The sequence below is a fragment of the Paenibacillus sp. FSL H7-0716 genome (assembly GCF_038002705.1).
In the GTDB taxonomy this organism is placed as follows: Bacteria; Bacillota; Bacilli; order Paenibacillales; family Paenibacillaceae; genus Paenibacillus_AQ; species Paenibacillus_AQ odorifer.
In genome coordinates this window covers 158,416-177,790 of record NZ_JBBODA010000006.1, presented here as the reverse complement: position 1 = coordinate 177,790, position 19,375 = coordinate 158,416, and the positions used below count along the sequence as shown (strand labels likewise).

The following is a 19,375-nucleotide window of genomic DNA, read 5'->3' as shown; positions in this document are numbered from 1 at the left end:
AGGTTAGCTTGATGACAAACACCGTATATAGAACTCATGTAAATCGACTTAAGGATGGAAGAGGGCAAGGCAGAGGGGCAGACTACATTCCTTTTATTCAAGCGAACGATAATAAAGTGGCATCAGAGGGATGGTTAACCCGTACTCCAGGGTGGCATTCAAATCGAATACATCATACACTGTCCAAATATGAGTATCAATACCTGCTTGTACAGGATTGGACAGATCAAGTTATAGATATCAGAGAGCAATATCCCCTTCCAATTGAAGAAACACAACGAATAGCGAAGAAGTTAAATATAATTCATGCGAATCTAAAGGGACAAGATGTAGTTCAGACTTCTGATTTTATGTTAACAGTTCCAAATGGTGAGAATGGAGTAAAGGATGTAGCCAGAACGTTTAAGCCAACTAATAAATTGACCAAAAGGACGCTTGAGTTATTTGAAATTGAAAGGCGTTATTATAAAGAAATCGGCCTTCAGTGGAAAGTTGTATTTGATGTAGGAAGACCTATTAATTTCATAAAAAATATTGACTGGTTGCACGATGCAAAGCGGCCAGATGTACGTCCAGGATTGGATAACGAAATGGTAAATATGATTGCTGAACCTTTATTTGAATTATTGATTAAAAATGATCAACGCTTATCAATAAGCAAGAGTTGTTTAAAGTGCGATCAGAATATTGGTCTAGAACCAGGAACGTCAATGTTTATGGTTAAACATATGCTCGCTAATAAGCGTTGGATAACAGATATGAACGTATTAATACGTGAAAGCGCTCCTTTGGTGATAGAGAAACCTATAAAATAGAGGTGGTGAAAAAATGATTTATCAAAATTCTATTATCTGTTTCCTTGATGTTGGTCTTAATAAAAAACGAACTTTTGAACGTGTATTGTGGATCGCTCCTGATCGATCTCAAGTTGTCCTCATTAACATTGATGATAAAAAGAAAATACCATTTCCTTATTTCCGAGATTATAAAGATTTATTATTTGACCTGGAATGCGGTAATGCCCAAATAGAACCTATCGACCCCGACATGCGTTTGATCGCTCCTGATGAAAAATATCTAAATAAATACTCCAAAAGAAGAGATGAAAAATTCGCGATTATTGAGAATATTGTATGTAAAGAACCCAATATTTACATACCTGAAAAAAGAGGAAAGCTAGTTAGTGAGGTAGCAGATCAATTCAAGAAACAAGTGAATTGGGTCTATAGTTTATTGAAGAAGTACTGGTTCTATGGAAAGAAAGTGAATGGTCTTTTAAATGATTATTTTGACGTTGGGGTTTCAACTAGCCCATTAAAAAGAAATATAAATACAGGCCCGAAACCTGAGAATGGTAAAAGTTTCATTATAACCAAGGAGGACAAAGACAAGTTTAAAAAAGCAATTAAGAAATTCCATACGGACCAAGGAATGAATCTTAGAGCGACGCACAAACATATGTGTGAGGAAGAATACTCTGATGGACATTATAGAAAATATAACGAGTTAATTCCAATAGTTGCTGGCCCTTCATTGAGGCAGTTTATGTATTGGTATAATAAGGAGTTTAATAAAAAGAGAAAAACTGCTGCTAAATTTGGCCCGCGAAAAGCTGAAATGATTGCAAGATCTCATCTTAAATCTGCAAATGGTGACCTCCAAGGACCTGGAGCACTATACGAAACGGATTCAACACCTGCTGATGTTATATTAGTCTCGATCGATCATAGAACTGTTATCGGAAGGCCACATGTTTATTTTGTAAAAGATGCCCTAAACAGATTGATTGCAGGGGTACACGTGTGTAAAACCCCTTCTTGGGAAGAAGAAATGGTAGCACTTGAAAATGCCGCAACTGATAAGGTCGCATATTGCGCACAGTTTGGGATAGCAATAAATGAAGAAGATTGGCCAGCTAAACATTTACCTAGATATATTGTTGGTGACCGAGGAGAAATGAAAAGCAAAAATTCTAACAACCTGGCACTTCTCAATGTACGTATAGGTAATCCTCCTTCCTATCGTGCGGATTTAAAACCCTATATAGAACAGCAATTCAGAAGTTTTTGCATGCGGATGAGAGAGGTCATGCCTGGAGGAGTGGATAAGGAACATAGAGTTAGGGGGGATAAAAATCCCGAAGAGAAGGCTGCGTATACATTTGAAGCATTCACAAAACTAGTTATTTTATTCGTCCTGGAATATAACCGAAAGGCATTAAGTGATGAATTTTTAGTTTCAAAGGAAATGTTCGTTGATAATGTGGAGTTGACTCCTCTATCAATGTGGAATTGGGGGATGGAACATAATCTTCTACAGGAGCAACCACGCAGTTTAATTCGACACGCACTTCTTCCTAAAGAAAAGTGCAAGATTACCCGAAGTGGTGTGATTTTAAAAAAACTGGGATACTTCTGCCAACGTGGTGAAGAAGACGGTTGGTTTGAGGACGAGATGATTGAAGGTAAAAGTGAGATAACCGTTAGTTATGATCCTCGAAATTGCAGCAGTGTATTTATCATGCTCAAAAACGGAAAAGAGGAGCAACTCTTTCTAACTGAAAGGTTTAAGGAGTATGAGGGTCTTCATTTTGAAGATGTAAATTCAATTATGAAATTCAAGAAAAAACAGTTAATGAAGGTGAAGGCAGATAGAAATCAAATTGAAGCAGAGCTAGATACAGTGGCCAAAAACCTGACTCAAGTAGAAGTAGCGAAAATAAAAGAAGCCCAAAAAGGCAAGCCCAGATCAGCTAAATTTAAAAATAAACGGAGTGTTAGGAAGCTTGAGAAGAGAATTGAATCCAGTGCAAATGCTTGGACAGCTACTACCGAATCTCAGAAGTCGCAGGTTATATCTGAAAATGCTAAACATGAGAACCGGGCTCCAATGATTTCTTCTATGGAAGAACCCCAGAAGTTGAATAAGATGCAGATATTTCTTTTAGGAAAAAATCAGGAAAGGAGGTCATCCAATAATGGTGGGTGAACAAGAACGTTATATTTATCTAAAGGGCAGACAAATTAAAGCATCATATCATAAACAGATTGTTGAGGCCTATCAGGGAAATCCATTCATAGAAGCAATACCGCCTAGGCTAAATCAAGATCAATTGTATCAGATGCTGGATTCAGCCCCTCGCTTTTCTGGAGATCTAAATCAGCTGGATCTGGAAGAGCGCTTAGAACTTATTCAACAAATCAAGCCGGGATATTGGAAGCCATTAATAACTCATTTCGAGAGATATCGAAATATATACAACATGATAAAAATTGGATATCAATCTCGAAACCCATTAAGCGCCATTTACCAAAGAGAAATGGCAATAGGTTTAGATGAAATTTTATCCCATGGCACAGATGAAGAGGGTAGAAATTTAGCTGGAAATATTCAAACGGCTCAAATGATGGCGGATATTGGACTTAGTGGCATGGGGAAAACGAAATCTTATGAAAGACTGCTAAGGCTTTTTCCACAAGTTATCCACCATGTGGCGTACGATGGAGAGCCCTTCCCGGTAAAACAAGTTGTTTGGCTTCACATTGAGTGTCCTAGTAATAAATCGGTAGGTGCACTTTGCCGAAATTTTTATTGGGCTGTTGATCAGTTATTAGGAAGCAACTATTATGAAGAATTAGCCGAAAAAGATGGTCGTGCTGAAGTTCTGGCCAAAAGAATGGCAAAGGTTGCCGGAAATATCAGTTTAGGTGGCTTATTCATTGATGAAATACAAAGGATTCACAAAGGGCACTCAGGTGGCGAAGAGAAAATGATCGATTTCATAACTGAACTTACAAATTCACTTGGTATACCAATTGTGCTAATTGGTACGTTTAAAGCTCTTTACTTATTTAAAACCTCTCTTGCTAATACTCGGCGCGGAATTCCAGACGGATACGCGGAGAATATTACGGATCGGATGAAGGATGATCTAGAATGGGATATTTTTTTAGAAGGAATTTGGGAACTACAATACACGAATAAGTTTACACCACTTACTCCGGAGCTAAAGGCGATAATGTATTATCATACACTGGGCATACCCGACTTTGCCGTGAAATTATTCATGCATGTTCAATGCCGGGCAATTTTATATGAAGATAATGAAATTATTACTACTGAATTGATTGAAAAAGTAGCAAACAGAACCTTTCGACTTGTTCAGCCGATCTTCGAACTTATAAGGAGAGGTGTAGACATTGATCCTAGTGAATATGAGGATTTAAAGCCGGATTGGATCACCTTTAAAGAATATCTGAAGGATTCGCAGCATCGCATTACTATAGATGGGCACCTCTCAGAGGAACATAAGCTTATTATGCTGCAGCATAATAGAAAAGTATTAATTGAGCAGCTTGTTACATTTGCGATGAAAATGGGTTGTGCTGAAGAAATTGCATTGTGCTATGCCGAAAAGGTCGAACTCCATAACCGGGAAGCTGGCCATGATATGGAATTATTATATTTAGAGATAGCTAAACTTGTTTTTGAAGGTAAATCTGATAGCCCAAATTATAATACTTCAGAAGTTGTTGGAATTACACGGAAAAGGGGAAGGAATAAGTCCACAAAGCTTGATTTAGACGAATGTGATATTCGTTTTATTGTTTCACAAGGGAGAACAGATAAATTAAGTGTTGATGAGGCACTTCGGAAAGCAGGGTTAGTTGGGGAATATGACGAGTTCTTATAGAGAGTAGATAGGAGGTACTTATGGGAAATATAGTGGCTTTTCCTTCAACGTATCCTGACGAAGATTTTCGGAGCATTGTGCATCGATATTACCTTCGATCTCCATTGACTTTCACGATGAGTAATATTGAATTGTTTGGAGAAAAAGGTGCTAGGAAAAAAGCAAATATAATTCCACTTAACCTTTCTCGAATTACTGATGAATTTGGACTAACTATTGAGTTTGCGCAAAGAATAATCGAAAATCACACCTACCTTCCTTTCTTTAGATCATTTCTAACTGTTGATAAACAAATAAAACTATGGGAGGTTATGTATTCGAAAAATTATGAATTAAGTGATCGATTTATGCTTCAGAGATTGACCCAATCTCTACTCCATAATACCTCTCATTATTGTCCTATTTGCATATACGATGATTTCTCTAAATACGGGATTGTTTACTTGCATCGTACACACCAATTTTCCTTTCTTAAAATGTGCCATATACATGGTAGTGGTTTAATTGACGTGTGTCCTATTTGTAATACATCATTAACTGATGAAAAAGGAAGTCAAATGCTTATTGAGCCAAAATGTCCAAATGGACATGAAATACTAATAGACAATAATAATGGGGTACAAGATAGCTTAGAAAATAAACAGTTACTTTCAGATTTTAATACTTTATTTCAGCTAAAGAGTATCAATCTGGAAATTATATATATAAAATTAATTTCTTATCTTGGAGTCAAAGGCTACATTCACTTTCGGGGAGAACATATATATAAGAAAAAATTACTTACTGATGTGATAAAGTTTTATGATAATTCTTACCTATCTACAATCGGACTTGATTCGATTCATCTTTTAGGTTCAAGAAGTATAATGTGTTTTCTTCAGAAGGATAACCTTAAGGAGAGAATAATTTTATATTTGTTAGTTATAAGGTTCCTTGCAGGTAACTTAGAAGATTTTATATATATAGATCAAAATTATTCTTTACCTGTACCTTTTGGTAATGGACCATGGCTTTGTATCAATGCAATCTGTCCGAAATATAATCAAAGAGCTATCCCTAATGTTAAACGCACAGCTCATGCTTGGATCACTGGTCGATTTATCTGTCCTTATTGTGGAATGATCTATACTAGAGGGGGACTTCCGCACCCGGAAGATGAAAAGCAATATACGATAGAAACAATGGGAGCATTATTTATGAATCGTGCAATCCAACTTTTTGAAGAAGGCTTGATAATGGATAAAATTGCAGCGCAACTTTTAACGAATCGAAGGACTTTAAGGAAATATCTAAAACCGTATAGAAATTTAAAACGTGATAGGTCATATCAAGACAAGCTTGAACAAGCAGCGATTTTGAAAATGGGTTATCACGAAACTGCTGCAAGTACATCGCTTAAAATAGAGGAGTATCGGAATACGGTGAAGGATGCCATAGAGGTTTCAGGTCCTGCTGCTTCGCGTTTGCAAATTCGTAAGTACAGTACTCGCCGTTATGACTGGCTTATGAAGAATGATCGGGAATGGATAGATGGGATTTTGCCCCCAAAACAAGGTAACCAGAAGTTTAATTTAGACACGGTAGATGAGGAAATGTTCCAAATTATCAATAAAGCTATTAAGCAGGTAAAAGCATACCCATCAACAAATCAATTTACTAAAGAGTGTTTTTTACGTGCTATACCTAAAACACTGAAAATTCGATATTACCACTTTCGTAAATATTTGCATCGCACAACAGAGCTAATGGAATCCAATGTAGAAACAATAGATGAATGCGCAATTAGAATATTTCCATATATATTAGAGAAGTTTATGGGTTCGAGTTATAGGAGATTAACAAAAAAACGACTACAGCATCTTAGTCATGTTTATAAAAAATGTTCTCCGAAAGCATTAGAGTGGGCAGAAAATGAGGCACTTAAATACTACAAATAATTATTAGAGAGAATGGGGTTATCGATGATTTATTTTCCACCTCCACTACCTGACGAACTATTGTACAGTGTTTTAGCCCGTTATCATGCTAGGTCTGGTAATGAAAGCACAAAAAAAACGATGATGGATATATTTAATAAGCAAACTGTGTGTGCAGTAACAGATCTTCCGAGCCACCTCATGCAGTTATATTCGCTGATCCCTGGTAAAGCAATTTCAGTAGACAAATTGTTAGATAAGCTTACCTTGCTGCCTTATTTTAAACCATTTATCTCTATAGAGCGCTACAACTGGGTTTATGAAGAAATGCTTTATGGAGATGGGCAGTCAATAAATATGAAAATGGGATTCCCAGCAAGTGGTGTCTGCAAACCAGCATATCTGCGATACTGTCCAGCATGTATAGGATCTGATCGCGAAAAATATGGCATAGCGTATTGGCATCGAGTTCATCAATTGACTGGTGTCTCAGTTTGTCCATTACATAATGCCACCCTTAGCGACTCTTCTATTTTGTTCTCTCAGCGAAAGAATAAGCATGAGTTTGTTATGCTCGAGTCTGTCTTAAGAGATGAACAAAATTTGGTTTCCTTCCGTGGTGAAGATAAAGAATTTTTGATTGCTACACGCTCAGCGCAAATATTGAAGATGAATAGCCAGCCTTTAATTCAAGAAGGAATAAGAAATATATATTTGCGGAGATTAGCTCAACGGGGGATGCTCACAGCAAAGGGAAATATCAGATTTAAGGAATTACTTCCTGACTTCATTACTTTTTATGGTATGGCATATCTAGACAAACTTGGTTGCTCTATAGATGAAGATAGTCAATTTACTTGGTTACATAAAATGCTTCGAAAACCGCGTCATCTTACACATCCTCTAAGACATATTCTGCTGCAAATATTTTTAGAGATAGAAATGAAGGACATTATAGAAGGAGGGAGCACTACTATTCTATCTCCATTTGGAGATGGGCCATGGCCTTGTTTAAATAAGGCAGCTACTCATTTTCGAGAAAAGATAATCGCTGACGTTGTTGTATCGAGATGTTCTGATACCGGAAAGCCGGTGGGGACGTTTAGTTGCGGTTGCGGATTTGTTTATTCAAGGCGTGGACCAGATAGCGATAAAAATGATGAATTCCGCATTGGGCGTATTAAACAGTTTGGCTCTGTCTGGGTCAATAAGCTAGAGGAGCTGAATAATGGGACTCTTGGATTATGTGAGAAGGCTAGAAGACTTGGTGTTGATCCTAGAACAATAAAAAACCAAAATGAGAAACTAAAGCTGGGGCGTACAGTAGTCTACGACGAACTGAAGATACTTATTAAACCTGTAGAGCGGAAAGCGAAAGAACACACGAAAAGGAGAACAAACAAAAAATACATAAGGGTGGATTGGACATTACGTGATACAGAATTTGTACAAGAGATTGATCGGGTAGCTAATAAGATCAGAGAATCCAGTGATAGATCTTTATCAAGAAATGAGGTGGGAAGACTCCTTCATCGCTCAACAATGTTACGTACAAAGTTGGAGAAGTTGCCATGTACCTCAGAACGGTTACATAGTTTAACGAAGAAAAGAAATGAATAAGTATGGTGAATAATTAAATCAATACTTTGAGTAAAGGAAATCATTGAGGAGTTAGTAACATTATTTTGCAAATAATGCATATCTATCTGGTTAACAAATTCTACTTGATTTGGGGCAAAAGAGGACCAAAGCTTGCTTTAAATATTTTATTAAAGCTGGTTTATAACGATTTAGTGAAAAGGTAGTTGGGATATATAATGAGTTTCTTGAACTCGTTAACCATTTTGGCTATCGTTTCAAGATATAATTATAAAGAAACGTATTACTTCACAACTATAATGTCATTAATAATTTTAACCCATTGTCACTTCATAACTTTAATGTAGTTTATAAATTTAAAGAAACAAGAAAAAACCTTGATATACAAGGTTTTTTCACTTCACAACATTAATGTATCTGAACATTAGAAGAAAATAAAGTATTAGACTGAGATGCTTCATTAAGCGAACTGGCAGGATGGTTTGAATATCCAATATACGGTATTATAATAATTATATCGATAGTTGTACTTTTTATATGCATCGGATACATTCAGTTCCAAGGGATGGTTCGAAACAGTGAAACAAAATCAATAAGGTATAAGCCGCTGTAATGCGGCTTATACCTTATTTTGATGGAATTCACGATCAAGCTTCATTTTGCCCTTCGGGTACATCATAAGATAATCGATTTACGGTCGGATTAATAACTTTATCAAGGTGCTTTTCCATTACAAGAGGGAGGGATATTGTATCTGACTTCATACAAGCTAGTATTTAACTGCTGGCTACTCAGAAAATTGTAAGGTAATATCACCGTTATTTGTATAAGCAGATAATTTTTTTGAACCATTCTCTTTATTGGCAGGCAAATTGCTATCTCCTTTCTTTACCTTGCTTAAGATCGCGAAATCATCATATGACCCTAGAATTGAACCGCTAATATTTCCGTTTTTTGTTTCAAGGGTTATAGCCGTCCCTACATTCAATTTGTCCAGTTGGATATTTCCGTTACTTATGTTTACTTCCACTGTCCCCAAAAACGCGATTGTTGGTAATACAATACTTTCATTTGATGTTTTTAAAGTCAAATTTTTTAAAGTTGCATCAGGTATCCATACCTGAATAGTTCTGGTTACTTGTGAGCCTTTTCCTCCGATATAGTCGTTCCATTCCTTATTACTGTCACTTACCATTGACAGTTCTTTATCATCAGATAGATCAATCTTGTAAAAATCTTTTTCGCTTTCATAGTAAACAATATGAATTTGTTCATCTTTAGATTGTTGGATAGTTATTTTTTTGTCCTTTACATCAATTGTTAAGGTATCAATCTTTTGGGCAGGGATGATGTAATTTTTTTCCTCCATGGAAGTGGTGTGGGAGGAGCATCCTGCCAATGATATCAATAGTGTCACCAAAATGCCTATAGTAGTTAGTAATTTTTTTGCAGTACTTTTCATTGTAAAATGCTCCTTTGTTAAATCATTTTTATTTTTAATATAGCCAGTCCTACGAATACCAATCCTAAGCTGCTCTGCAAAAAATTGCGATATGCAATTAAGCATTAGAGTTGAACATAATGATCTTGAAAAAGTCTACCCAAATATGTTGTAAGAGTTGGATCGGATCATTTTTGTATTTCGTTGCGTTTATCAGTCGCATATGTTTTAATCATCATAAACTTTTGTGTTACAAAAAGGTCAAGAGGGTAGATATGAACAACTATTTTACAATTAAGCAAGCAGCTGAAATCGTAGAGATGACCAGTGAGACCTTGCGGCACTATGATCGGATTGGATTAGTCAAGCCATGCCATAAAGATGAATTGTCGGGATATCGATACTATTCCGAGCAGGAGCTCGTAAAGCTGCAAACCATTGAACTGCTCAAAGCAATGGATCTTACTTTAATGGATATTAAAGATATATTGCAGCAGAATGATCTCTCTAAAGTAATTGAATTTCTAAAACAGGCAGAAAAAAGAGCAGACGATAAAATTGCTCGTCTGCAGTATGCAAAATCGAAAATTAAACGTGCCTATCTACATTATGAAAATAAGTTCCACAACGGTTATAGTCAAAGTGAAAATTACTTTGTCAGACACATTGAGGAAAGGGTAATTATGCTTTCGGATAAAATGGAAAGCCCAACACTTAAGAATTTATGGGACTATCACAGACATTTCTATCAACAAATTGAGACTTCTCTGCATTCACAATTTCTGTTTGAAGATATGGCGGGAATGTTCACGACTGAAGGAATAACACGGTTATTTGCTGTTTGCTTGAAATATCCGTCTTTAGAGGGGTTAACTGTGCTACCAGAAGGGGACTATCTGTGTGCAAACTGTACCGAAGAGAATAAGAATGCTGTATTACAAAATTTACTTGAAAGGGCAAAGACGGAATACGATGTGTGTCCAGATTTTGTTCTTCATAACATTATTGTGACTGGAATATTGCAGTGGGATTATCAGATACAACTGTTCATTAAGAAACGCACATGTTAGATTAAATACAAAGGAAAAGGTTTAGGAAGAGAGAATCGTTTGATTAAAAGTCGCTAATTTAGCGGCTTTTTTTGATTAAGCAATCACGTTTCTTGCCCCAGGCTGAGGACAAGAACGTTATACTTCGCCGATTAGCTAAATATTTAACTATAGTTCAATGTTATCTATTTAGCTAACTAGCAGATTAACGCTATAAGCCTCTTAGGATTAGTATGCTTAAGTAAAAAAGTATTCTCAAGAATTCTCTGATGTGAATAAATACAAATTCCACTTCAGTTAATCTATTTTCTATACATATTTTTAATAGTATATTGAGGTAAATAAAGTGATTATTCACTTTGATAAATCCGAAATTGCTTTGTCGGTATTATTTTATGACTTCGTAAGGATTGCAAAACCATCGAAATATGGGAGTTTAAAACAGATGCTGTGTCGTAGTTAGTTTTATGAAAGGAAGATATAGGGGTGAATATTTATTACACTTCAAGCAAAGAGGATGTCACTAAGGATGCACTCCAAGAGTTATTTCTTTCGGTAGAATGGGAGTCTGGCAAGTATCCAAACGAGCTTTTACAAGCAATCGGAGAGTCTCATTCAGTTGTTACCGCTTGGGAAGGAGGAAAGCTTGTCGGTTTAATAAATGCTTTGTCAGATGGTGTTTTAACGGTATATTTTCATTATATGCTTATTAATCCGAGTTATCAGAGTATAGGTATAGGTAAGGAAATGATGAATATAATGCTTGATAGATATAAAGGGTGTAAAACAAAAGTATTAATTTCTTATCCGCATGCAGTGGATTTCTATAATAAGGTTGGCTTTAATACAGAGGATGGAGCTACACCAATGTTTATCTCAGAGTTGATATGATTAAACTAACGGGTCACGATAATTGAACAACAACAGCGGTAGTCAAATACTTATTTTTTATGAATTTGACGATTTCAGCCACGTAGGTAAAAGATTCCTCCATGCGTCCGATTATCACTCGCTTGATACCGTTCGTATTCCCTCTGATATCTATGGTGCGAAATTTGAGTTATCACTCAAGCCTTGTTCAAGCTGCTGTGTGTCAGTTTCAATGTCCGGCTGCGGCGGTCGTAATGCATCTCTATCCCCAGTGATCTGCTTAGCGGGCCTAACGGAACCATCAATTTCCCATTCCTCAAATGCGGCTGAGTCCCGATAAGAGGCACCTTTCTGGAATTCACAGTCAACTCCATCAGCGGCTCAGTATGCTTCAGCTGTTCTATGGATAAAGCCGCGGTGAGGGTTTCGTCCCCTTCGTTAATCCGCGGTGCGTTCAGATTCGTTCTGGAGCTTAAGCCCTCCCGGGTATTGAATTTCAATTTGATTCCGAGTGAATCGCTTGCATCCAGCAGCTTTTCATTATAGGAACCGTAGGGAAAAGCAATAGCTGAATCCGTATTGCCTAGCTCTTCCTTTAGCCTGCGTTCCGCCAGAGCCAGGTCCCCGGTTACCCTTCTGTAGTATTCTTCATTTAGCTCATTGCGGTTCTCATCATCAATGTACAGCAAGGCACTCGCCGACGGACGGGTACCTCCTTCTGCATCGACAATGCCATAATAATGCAGATTGTACGTATGATTATAGAAGCCCATTCCGGCACGTTTCATCTCCCTCATCTGCTCCCAGGTCAGTTTTGGTACCTTCCGCCCATCCGGGTTATCAACATCAGAAACAATGATGAAGTTAATTGCGGTGTAGCCGTGCTTTTGCAGAATAGGAAACGCCAGTTTATAAAAGCTCTCATAACCATCATCAAAAGTCAGCAGAACTGCATTATCGGGAACCGGAGCATTCTCCAGCATAAACCGCCGGTATTGCTCCATCGTAATGACCTGAAAGCCCTCCTGCTTCAGCAGCCGCATTTGTTCATCAAACTGTTCTGCGGATAATACACCGGGATAAAGCGATAACGATTCTTCTGTGAGATGATGGTACATGAGTACCGCCACCTGATCTTTGTAGTAAATGCCCTCGGGAAGTGGAGTCTGCTTCTCCCAGCCGATACGGGCATTAAGAACCTGCTCAGCTACGTCTTTAGCAAGCATAAATTCATGATCCGGATACAGAACATAGGCATCTGTTGTGATCTTGTGTCCGTCAACACTGGTGATTTCCAGCTTAGACATAGTTTTATACGTAAGAAGTGAAGACAAGCAGACCATTAGCGATAAAATAACGAGGATATAATATTTTTTTAGTTTCAGTTTGTTTAGTTTCAATGTTCAAGTCTCCCTACATCCTGATTGCATTAATATATATATAACGCTTCAGACACCAAAAAATGTGACAGGGATTCTTGAACAGTTTTTCAGCCGATCAGAGCTGCCCTTTTTTATAGAAGTAAAGGGCAGGATAACTAAGTGATTTCGCGAATACTCAACAGATGGAATTATCACAAAGTTCCCGAATAAGACGTATAAGAAATCGGCGAGAAACTATAAGGAGCAGAAAACATGAAATGCCCTCACTGTAACAACGAATTAAGTGAACTTCCTTTATGTTACGGAAGTGAAGCACCATATTATTTTTACACTGTACCAGAAGAGAAAAGAACAGAATTAATTAGAGATTTTTGTGTAATTGATGAACAGCATTTCTTTATTAGAGGCCATATTGAAATACCAATAATTGATAGCAAAGAGAAATTTATATGGAGTGTGTGGGTTTCTCTTAGTGAAGAAAACTTTCTGAAATCTAATGAATTATTGCACGTAGAAGGAAGGGAGACGGAAGAACCTTATTTTGGTTGGTTATCGACTGAACTTTCCATATATCCAATAACTACATTATCGTTAAAGACAATGGTGCATACACAAAAGGTTGGTGCTGTTCCGTTAATAGAATTAGAACAAACGAATCATCCACTTGCAGTTGAACAAAGAGAAGGAATTACAATGGAGAGAGTGAAAGAAATTGCTCATTTAATAAATCATAGTCAGTAAGAGAAGAATTTGAAAGTATAGTTGAAGAAGCTGCCGACAGCTTATTAAATCATATCTACGCCAGCAGACAACCCTGCAAGGCTAAACTCGGTGCGTAATGTCGTTTAAGCTAACAGGAGACTTTTGTTCAATGTAACAGAGACAGTCTAATATTTTATTTTCTGCTGACAATGCCGATGATGTGAATAATCATCGGGACTTTTTTATCCAAAAGGCAAACTTTCGGAGGGTATATTCTTGAGGTAGGCTAAGCTAACTGAAGTTTTCTTTCATAAGTTGTCGCCCGTGAAACACTCAACGTCACCCCGTACTCCTATAAGGGAGTTAACGGGTGTCGTTTTTTCATGCCCAATTTTACAGATGTACTATCAACAAGACGTGTCCTAAATCATTACACCTATAAAGATCACGGGTTAAATTGCAATCAATTTCAACTGATGGAAAGTTAGCTTTACATACACATTCCAATGTGTTATTCTTACGGAAAGTTAACTTTCCATAATTGCTTCAGGAGGTAAGATATTGAAAAACAGGCTTGAAGAGATTAGAAAAGAAAAAGGTATTAAACAAGAAGAACTAGCGGATAAATTGGAAGTATCAAGGCAAACGATTGGTTCACTTGAAAATGGCCGGTATAACCCATCCATCATTCTTGCATTTAAGATTGCGCGATTTTTTGAAATGAGTATTGAAGATATTTTCATTTACGAGGAGGAGCTGGGTAATGAAAACGGCAAGTAAATGGGTGCTCTAACAATTGCAGGTGCTATTATGGTTTATATGGGTGGATTCATTTTAACTGACGAGAAGCTAAAAGGAATTTCCGGTTTGCTCATTGGTGTGGGTTCAGTCCTTGCAGTGCTTGGAGTAGGAAATATGGTGTATTCGTTATGGCTAAATAAGCCCCAGAACAAAGTGAAAAATGATGAGAAAGTTAGAATGAGTAAAATTGAGGCTAATGATGAACGTAAAATAAGAATAAGAGAAAAAGCGGGTTGGAAAACTAATATTGTTAACTTTTACATCCTAATGGCTCTAACTGTTGTATTTAGTTTAATGGGAGTAGATCAAACTGTAGTCACTGTGTTATGTGGTGTTTTTGTTTTTCAAATCTCCTTAGGAATCTTCCTGTTTAATTATTATGCTAAGAGAATGTAATTGGAATGACGTAACATCAATTAGAATATTCGAAAATATTTTGTTAGGAGAGAATGACATGGAAGTATTTGCAGAATATTTAGCGCAGATTGATAACCCGCAACATCGGGAAAGAATGGAAGAGGTTTTAGCTTGGGTAGCTGGAAAATTTACTGATTTAAAGCCAAAAGTCGCGTGGAATCAGCCTATGTTTACCGATCACGATACTTTTATTATTGGTTTTAGTGTATCCAAACATCATTTGGCGGTTGCCCCTGAAATTGCAGGAATTAATCGTTTTTCTGATGAAATTGTGCAGGCAGGTTATGATCACACCAAGCAGTTGTTACGCATCCGGTGGGAAAGTCCAGTTGATTTCTCATTACTTGAAAAAATGATCGAGTTTAATATTTTGGATAAGGCAGACTGTTCAACTTTTTGGAGGAAATAAAACATATTATTTAGCGTTCAATTCATTTTAAGCAAATTTATAAGTGGAAGCACCAGAGGACAAGTCACTTTTAATATGTGATTTGTCTTTTTTATTAGAATTCTCAGCACAAATATTCAATATTTTGGAAGGTGGATGGAATGTTGGAAGCGAATTTATACACGTTAGTTCAACCTGATGAATGCTGAAAAATGGAAGTGAGACAAATGGCTACTGTAGGCGAGAGCCAATTCAGATTGGGGGATGAAAATGCCACTAAACGATGATCAACTATTAGAGCTATTAAGAGGTCAGGGTGTTCCTGAGATTCTTGAGATTATAAGAGCAAAACAAGAAATACGCAATCGAGCAGCACTCAATAAAATAGAAGTGTATACGAAAGACAATAAGGTTTTGTCGTTATTAGAGAAAATCACAAAGTCAGATCATATTCCATATGAAAATATGATTTATAATCATTACTCTACCAAGGATGTATCTATTCCGAGAGTCTTTTTTAATAAATATGATACAGCTGGACAAGTGGGTATATTGTTGATGGAAGATCTGACCCCGACACATACCAATTTAGCTGACTGGGAAGTGCCTATTGATTCTAATAAATTAGCAAACATTATTGATGTGATCACACAGTTTCATTCTGCTTCTTGGGAGACAAGCGAGTTAGCTCATCCCGAGCATTTGAAAAGTATAGAGCATTATTTAAAGCATATTTCGTATTTGGAGAGAGATTATCTGGCTTTTAGAAAGCACCAGACATATAACCTTGGGGAAGAACAGTTTAGTATTTACGAGAAGAGTTTACTTAGCTTGCGTGAAAATGCCCAGAAACATATTAGTCGTATCTCCAGATATCAAAATACAACATGCATCCATGGTGATCTAAATGTTGGCAATTTATTATATCCGATGTTCAGCAGTTCAAGGCCGTGCATCATTGATCTTGAAGCAGTGAAGGTTGGGCTTTGTACGGAGGATCTCGTTATGTTATTTATCCACGATTTGTTTCATGGCAGTGCCGAGACTACACGTATTTTTGATCTGTATTTTCATTCAATTAACAATAAAATCAGGAGCGCATATACGTACACACAATTTGTGGAGGACGTTAGATTATCGATTATGGAAGGAATCTTTTTTCCAATAAAGTTATTTGTTCATGAAGGAATTAAGGATGAGGAGCTTATATGGAAGTCGATAAATGCTTATAAGAATCTCGTCTGAAAGGAAGTGGCCCTCGTTGTTTTTTCTTCAGATGTCTGGATACCCCGGATCAGGGAAGTCTTCATTAGCCAGAGTAATAGCGCAGCATACTTCTGCTGTTATTCTTGATCACGACATTGTAAAGTCTTCTCTTATGGAATCACTTGGAGCAAACTTTGGGTTCAAGGAAGTTGGGAAAATTTCGTATGATATTGAATGGGCCTTGATAGATTTTCACTTATCTCAAGGTCATAATGTTATACTCGATAGCCCTTGTTTATACTCTGAGATGATAGAGAGAGGATTGAATCTGACCCAGAAATATAATGCGGAATATAAATATGTAGAATGTTTATTAAATGACTATGACGAGCTCAATAATAGACTGCGAAATAGAAAAAGAATGATTAGCCAGATTGAAAGAGTGCCTTCTGAAGAGACATTGCTTAAAACTATTGAAAATGCTAAAAAGCCATCTAATGTCAGAATACATATTGTTAATACAAAGGAACCGATTGAATCCTATATTAAAAGTGTCATTGAATACTTAAATACTTAGCCTGAATTTTGAGGAGGGGAACAGATGGATTTTGAGAAAGCAGCCCATTTCATTTGGACACATGGCAGATTACTAGAAAGAAGGGTTTTTGAATATATTTTCCACGGTGGATCAATGAGCAATGTTGTGACTTCACTAACAGCCTACCGGAACGAAGATGGTGGGTTTGGAAATGCAATAGAGCCGGATTTGCGGGCACCCGGTAGTCAGCCACTTTTCATGGAATTTGCACTACGTTTTTTATATGACTGTAACATAAAAGATGAAGAACTTTCTCAAAAAGCATGTGATTATATTTCAAAGCATGCTGACTTAAAAAAAGGGATTCCAACAATATTTCCTTCATCAGCAAACTATCCAAGAGCAGAACATTGGAATAACCCTCTTTCTACAGAGCCATCATTTAGCAGACTTACTGGTCTTGTCGGGCTTCTTAAATGGCAAGGGATAGAACATTCCTGGCTTGATAAAGCGACAGAAATTTGTTTGGAAGATATTCGCGCACAAGCCTATGATGATGCGCATACAATTTTGACTGCATTTTATTTATTGGAAAGCTTACCTCAATCGGATTTTATCAAAGGATTATTTCAAAAATTATCTAAGGAGCTTATTACTGCCAACTTTTTTTGCTTGGATGCGGCATCCCACAGTTATGGACTCTCTCCTCTAGAATTTTCGCCATCACCAACTTCTTACTGTAGCAGCATATTTTCTGATGAAACCATTCTTGATCATTTAAAAGTATTAGAATACCAACAGGAGGATGATGGAGGATGGCAGATAAAATGGGAGCCTCCCGGTGAAACAGCGAGGTTGGAATGGAGAGCCTATAAGACGCTAAAGAGTTTGATGATACTAAATTCATACAATAAGATTAATCTATAAATTGATCGCGGAGATAATAAACACTCCAAGGAGAGGAACCTATGAACAAATTAAGGGTGATTATAATTCCGTTATTCTTAATCTTTTTATTGGGATGTAGTGATGAGCAAATTAGCGATAATTCAAAAAAAGAATATAGCCAAGCTGAACAATTTATTACCGATATGGGCTATTTGATCATTAGTAATGAAGGAATTGTTTCTGAATATTTATTAGATAAAAAGCTGCTGACGGACATGCCATACATGCAATACTGGAGTGTTCAAAGTGTTGATCCAGTCGATTATATAGGCAAGGAAATAACTACAAGTAAGTTCATCGTTAAAAATCACCCCTTAGATAATGAGAAGGATAATACAAAAAAACAAACCCTGATTTTTCTGCTAGAAGCAGACGATCAAGTGATAGGAGGCTATAGTTTTCCTGATTTCGCTGAATTACATATGGGCTGGGTTTACACCATTGATGGAAAAACACTCGAAGAATTGACCGGAGAAGCATTCCCAAAATGGTCAAAGGAGTGGAATTAAAAGTACAAATAAAAATAATAATTTCATCTAGCCAAATTTTACGGAGCCCGAGCTCTTTAGTGAATAGGGGAAGATCGTCTACGCCCCAAAAGCCTGCCGGTATTTCACAGGAGACATGCCTTCAAACCTTCTGAACACTTTAATAAAATAGCTGGATTGGGCAAAACCGGACTGAGTAGCAACCTGAGCAATGGAGAGTCCTGTGGAAACCAGTAAAAGCTTGGCTTTAGCCAGCCGACAATCGGTTAAATAACGGTTTGGAGTTTTACCCATAACCACCCGGAACAGCCTTAGAAAATGATAGCTGCTGTAACCGGTCAATCTTGCCATCGATTCAAGAGACCAAGGGCTGGCACATTCGACATGAATGATATCTGCAGCACTGCGGATGGACTGCCTAACCTCGTGCGGTACTGAGCCGTGAAGTGGCTCGGAGTTCTGCAGCAATTTTACTAGAAGCTCATACAGCAGAGCAGATAGTCTTGGCTCGCTACGGGTCACGTAGGAAGCACTCAGTAGGTACATTTCCTCGAATAGCTCGTCCAGCTTAGCATCCAAATCAAAAGTGAACAGGTATGCACGAGACTGGTCCACTTCTTCTAATAAGGGAAGGACAATTTCAGTGTTAAAATGAACCCAGCGGACATCCCAAGGCTCGCCTGGGTCAGAGCCGTATTGCTGATAAGCCCCTTTAGGGTACAGAAAACCTCGTCCTCTACTCATCGGAATACGTTCGCCCTCATGGAATACATAACCCTCCCCACCAAAGATCAAATGCAGGTTATAGCTCCCCAGAAACCCTTCGCTTCTTCTCTCTGTATGTTTTGGAAAGTGAGTGTAATGTCCCAAAAATTCAGGATAACAGACATATTTTGAAAAAGCCGGGGTCGGCAAATACCATTGTTTCTTCATGTTT

The 19,375-nt window shown here is 37.3% G+C and carries 18 protein-coding genes; 15 read left to right on the top strand and 3 right to left on the bottom strand.

The window, feature by feature from the left end:
- The first annotated feature begins 11 nt into the window (after nt 1-11).
- From MHH60_RS10470 to MHH60_RS10450, 5 genes are read left to right on the top strand one after another with little or no spacing between them, the layout of a single operon-like run.
- Nucleotides 12-815: a heteromeric transposase endonuclease subunit TnsA gene (locus MHH60_RS10470; RefSeq protein ID WP_036681337.1), complete on the top strand. Its 804-nt coding sequence runs from the start codon at nt 12-14 to the stop codon at nt 813-815.
- Nucleotides 816-828: 13 nt separating this feature from the next.
- Nucleotides 829-2,988, top strand: coding sequence for a Mu transposase C-terminal domain-containing protein (locus MHH60_RS10465; protein ID WP_036681340.1), 2,160 nt, complete (start codon nt 829-831; stop codon nt 2,986-2,988).
- Nucleotides 2,978-4,693: an AAA family ATPase gene (locus tag MHH60_RS10460; protein WP_036681342.1), complete on the top strand. Its 1,716-nt coding sequence runs from the start codon at nt 2,978-2,980 to the stop codon at nt 4,691-4,693. The genes MHH60_RS10465 and MHH60_RS10460 overlap by 11 nt, the downstream gene beginning before the upstream one ends.
- Before the next feature lie 20 nt (nt 4,694-4,713).
- Nucleotides 4,714-6,630 (top strand): TnsD family Tn7-like transposition protein, encoded by a 1,917-nt coding sequence (locus MHH60_RS10455; RefSeq protein WP_036681344.1) that lies wholly within the window; start codon nt 4,714-4,716, stop codon nt 6,628-6,630.
- Nucleotides 6,631-6,642: 12 nt separating this feature from the next.
- The gene (locus MHH60_RS10450) at nt 6,643-8,229 is read left to right on the top strand and encodes a TnsD family Tn7-like transposition protein (protein ID WP_081383675.1); all 1,587 of its coding nucleotides are present in this window, start codon (nt 6,643-6,645) and stop codon (nt 8,227-8,229) included.
- Nucleotides 8,230-8,995: 766 nt separating this feature from the next.
- Here MHH60_RS10450 and MHH60_RS10445 read toward each other — a convergent pair.
- Entirely contained in the window at nt 8,996-9,670 is a 675-nt protein-coding gene (locus tag MHH60_RS10445; protein WP_076138367.1) for a DUF4097 family beta strand repeat-containing protein, read from the bottom strand.
- 254 nt (nt 9,671-9,924) lie between these two features.
- On the opposite strand from MHH60_RS10445, the gene MHH60_RS10440 reads away from it, so the two are divergent.
- Together MHH60_RS10440 and MHH60_RS10435 are read left to right on the top strand one after the other, a co-directional pair.
- Complete coding sequence (locus tag MHH60_RS10440; RefSeq protein ID WP_076138368.1) at nt 9,925-10,719, top strand: MerR family transcriptional regulator; 795 nt, start codon at nt 9,925-9,927, stop codon at nt 10,717-10,719.
- A gap of 465 nt (nt 10,720-11,184) precedes the next feature.
- Complete coding sequence (locus MHH60_RS10435) at nt 11,185-11,589, top strand: GNAT family N-acetyltransferase (protein WP_076138369.1); 405 nt, start codon at nt 11,185-11,187, stop codon at nt 11,587-11,589.
- Nucleotides 11,590-11,765: 176 nt separating this feature from the next.
- Here MHH60_RS10435 and MHH60_RS10430 read toward each other — a convergent pair whose 3' ends face one another.
- A complete protein-coding gene (locus tag MHH60_RS10430) occupies nt 11,766-12,968 on the bottom strand; it encodes a polysaccharide deacetylase family protein (protein ID WP_076138370.1) in 1,203 nt (400 codons plus the stop codon).
- 234 nt (nt 12,969-13,202) lie between these two features.
- Between MHH60_RS10430 and MHH60_RS10425 the strand changes: the two genes are divergently transcribed.
- The 8 genes from MHH60_RS10425 (at nt 13,203) to MHH60_RS10390 (ending at nt 18,459) form a co-directional block, all read left to right on the top strand.
- Nucleotides 13,203-13,691, top strand: a complete 489-nt coding sequence (locus MHH60_RS10425; RefSeq protein ID WP_076138371.1) for a DUF2199 domain-containing protein — start codon at nt 13,203-13,205, stop codon at nt 13,689-13,691.
- Nucleotides 13,692-14,213: 522 nt separating this feature from the next.
- Complete coding sequence (locus tag MHH60_RS10420) at nt 14,214-14,432, top strand: helix-turn-helix transcriptional regulator (protein WP_036681352.1); 219 nt, start codon at nt 14,214-14,216, stop codon at nt 14,430-14,432.
- Nucleotides 14,433-14,849, top strand: a complete 417-nt coding sequence (locus MHH60_RS10415) for a hypothetical protein (protein WP_076138372.1) — start codon at nt 14,433-14,435, stop codon at nt 14,847-14,849. It begins immediately after the preceding gene.
- Nucleotides 14,850-14,907: 58 nt separating this feature from the next.
- Nucleotides 14,908-15,279, top strand: coding sequence for an iron chaperone (locus tag MHH60_RS10410; RefSeq protein WP_076138373.1), 372 nt, complete (start codon nt 14,908-14,910; stop codon nt 15,277-15,279).
- Between the two features lie 249 nt (nt 15,280-15,528).
- Nucleotides 15,529-16,503 (top strand): phosphotransferase, encoded by a 975-nt coding sequence (locus MHH60_RS10405; protein ID WP_076138374.1) that lies wholly within the window; start codon nt 15,529-15,531, stop codon nt 16,501-16,503.
- A gap of 16 nt (nt 16,504-16,519) precedes the next feature.
- The gene (locus tag MHH60_RS10400) at nt 16,520-17,041 is read left to right on the top strand and encodes an AAA family ATPase (RefSeq protein ID WP_076138389.1); all 522 of its coding nucleotides are present in this window, start codon (nt 16,520-16,522) and stop codon (nt 17,039-17,041) included.
- A 24-nt stretch (nt 17,042-17,065) separates the two neighbouring features.
- Complete coding sequence (locus MHH60_RS10395; protein WP_076138375.1) at nt 17,066-17,929, top strand: hypothetical protein; 864 nt, start codon at nt 17,066-17,068, stop codon at nt 17,927-17,929.
- A gap of 41 nt (nt 17,930-17,970) precedes the next feature.
- Complete coding sequence (locus MHH60_RS10390) at nt 17,971-18,459, top strand: hypothetical protein (protein WP_076138376.1); 489 nt, start codon at nt 17,971-17,973, stop codon at nt 18,457-18,459.
- Between the two features lie 78 nt (nt 18,460-18,537).
- On the opposite strand, the gene MHH60_RS10385 is transcribed toward MHH60_RS10390, so the two are convergent.
- Nucleotides 18,538-19,371, bottom strand: a complete 834-nt coding sequence (locus MHH60_RS10385; RefSeq protein WP_076138377.1) for a helix-turn-helix transcriptional regulator — start codon at nt 19,369-19,371, stop codon at nt 18,538-18,540.
- Nucleotides 19,372-19,375 lie beyond the last annotated feature (4 nt).

Bases quoted from the DNA above. Each gene is read 5' to 3' on its own strand.
- MHH60_RS10470 (WP_036681337.1), top strand. From the start codon at position 12: ATGACAAACACCGTATATAGAACTCATGTAAATCGACTTAAGGATGGA.
- MHH60_RS10465 (WP_036681340.1), top strand. From the start codon at position 829: ATGATTTATCAAAATTCTATTATCTGTTTCCTTGATGTTGGTCTTAAT.
- MHH60_RS10460 (WP_036681342.1), top strand. From the start codon at position 2,978: ATGGTGGGTGAACAAGAACGTTATATTTATCTAAAGGGCAGACAAATT.
- MHH60_RS10455 (WP_036681344.1), top strand. From the start codon at position 4,714: ATGGGAAATATAGTGGCTTTTCCTTCAACGTATCCTGACGAAGATTTT.
- MHH60_RS10450 (WP_081383675.1), top strand. From the start codon at position 6,643: ATGGGGTTATCGATGATTTATTTTCCACCTCCACTACCTGACGAACTA.
- MHH60_RS10445 (WP_076138367.1), bottom strand. From the start codon at position 9,670: ATGAAAAGTACTGCAAAAAAATTACTAACTACTATAGGCATTTTGGTG.
- MHH60_RS10440 (WP_076138368.1), top strand. From the start codon at position 9,925: ATGAACAACTATTTTACAATTAAGCAAGCAGCTGAAATCGTAGAGATG.
- MHH60_RS10425 (WP_076138371.1), top strand. From the start codon at position 13,203: ATGAAATGCCCTCACTGTAACAACGAATTAAGTGAACTTCCTTTATGT.
- MHH60_RS10415 (WP_076138372.1), top strand. From the start codon at position 14,433: ATGGGTGCTCTAACAATTGCAGGTGCTATTATGGTTTATATGGGTGGA.
- MHH60_RS10410 (WP_076138373.1), top strand. From the start codon at position 14,908: ATGGAAGTATTTGCAGAATATTTAGCGCAGATTGATAACCCGCAACAT.
- MHH60_RS10405 (WP_076138374.1), top strand. From the start codon at position 15,529: ATGCCACTAAACGATGATCAACTATTAGAGCTATTAAGAGGTCAGGGT.
- MHH60_RS10395 (WP_076138375.1), top strand. From the start codon at position 17,066: ATGGATTTTGAGAAAGCAGCCCATTTCATTTGGACACATGGCAGATTA.
- MHH60_RS10390 (WP_076138376.1), top strand. From the start codon at position 17,971: ATGAACAAATTAAGGGTGATTATAATTCCGTTATTCTTAATCTTTTTA.
- MHH60_RS10385 (WP_076138377.1), bottom strand. From the start codon at position 19,371: ATGAAGAAACAATGGTATTTGCCGACCCCGGCTTTTTCAAAATATGTC.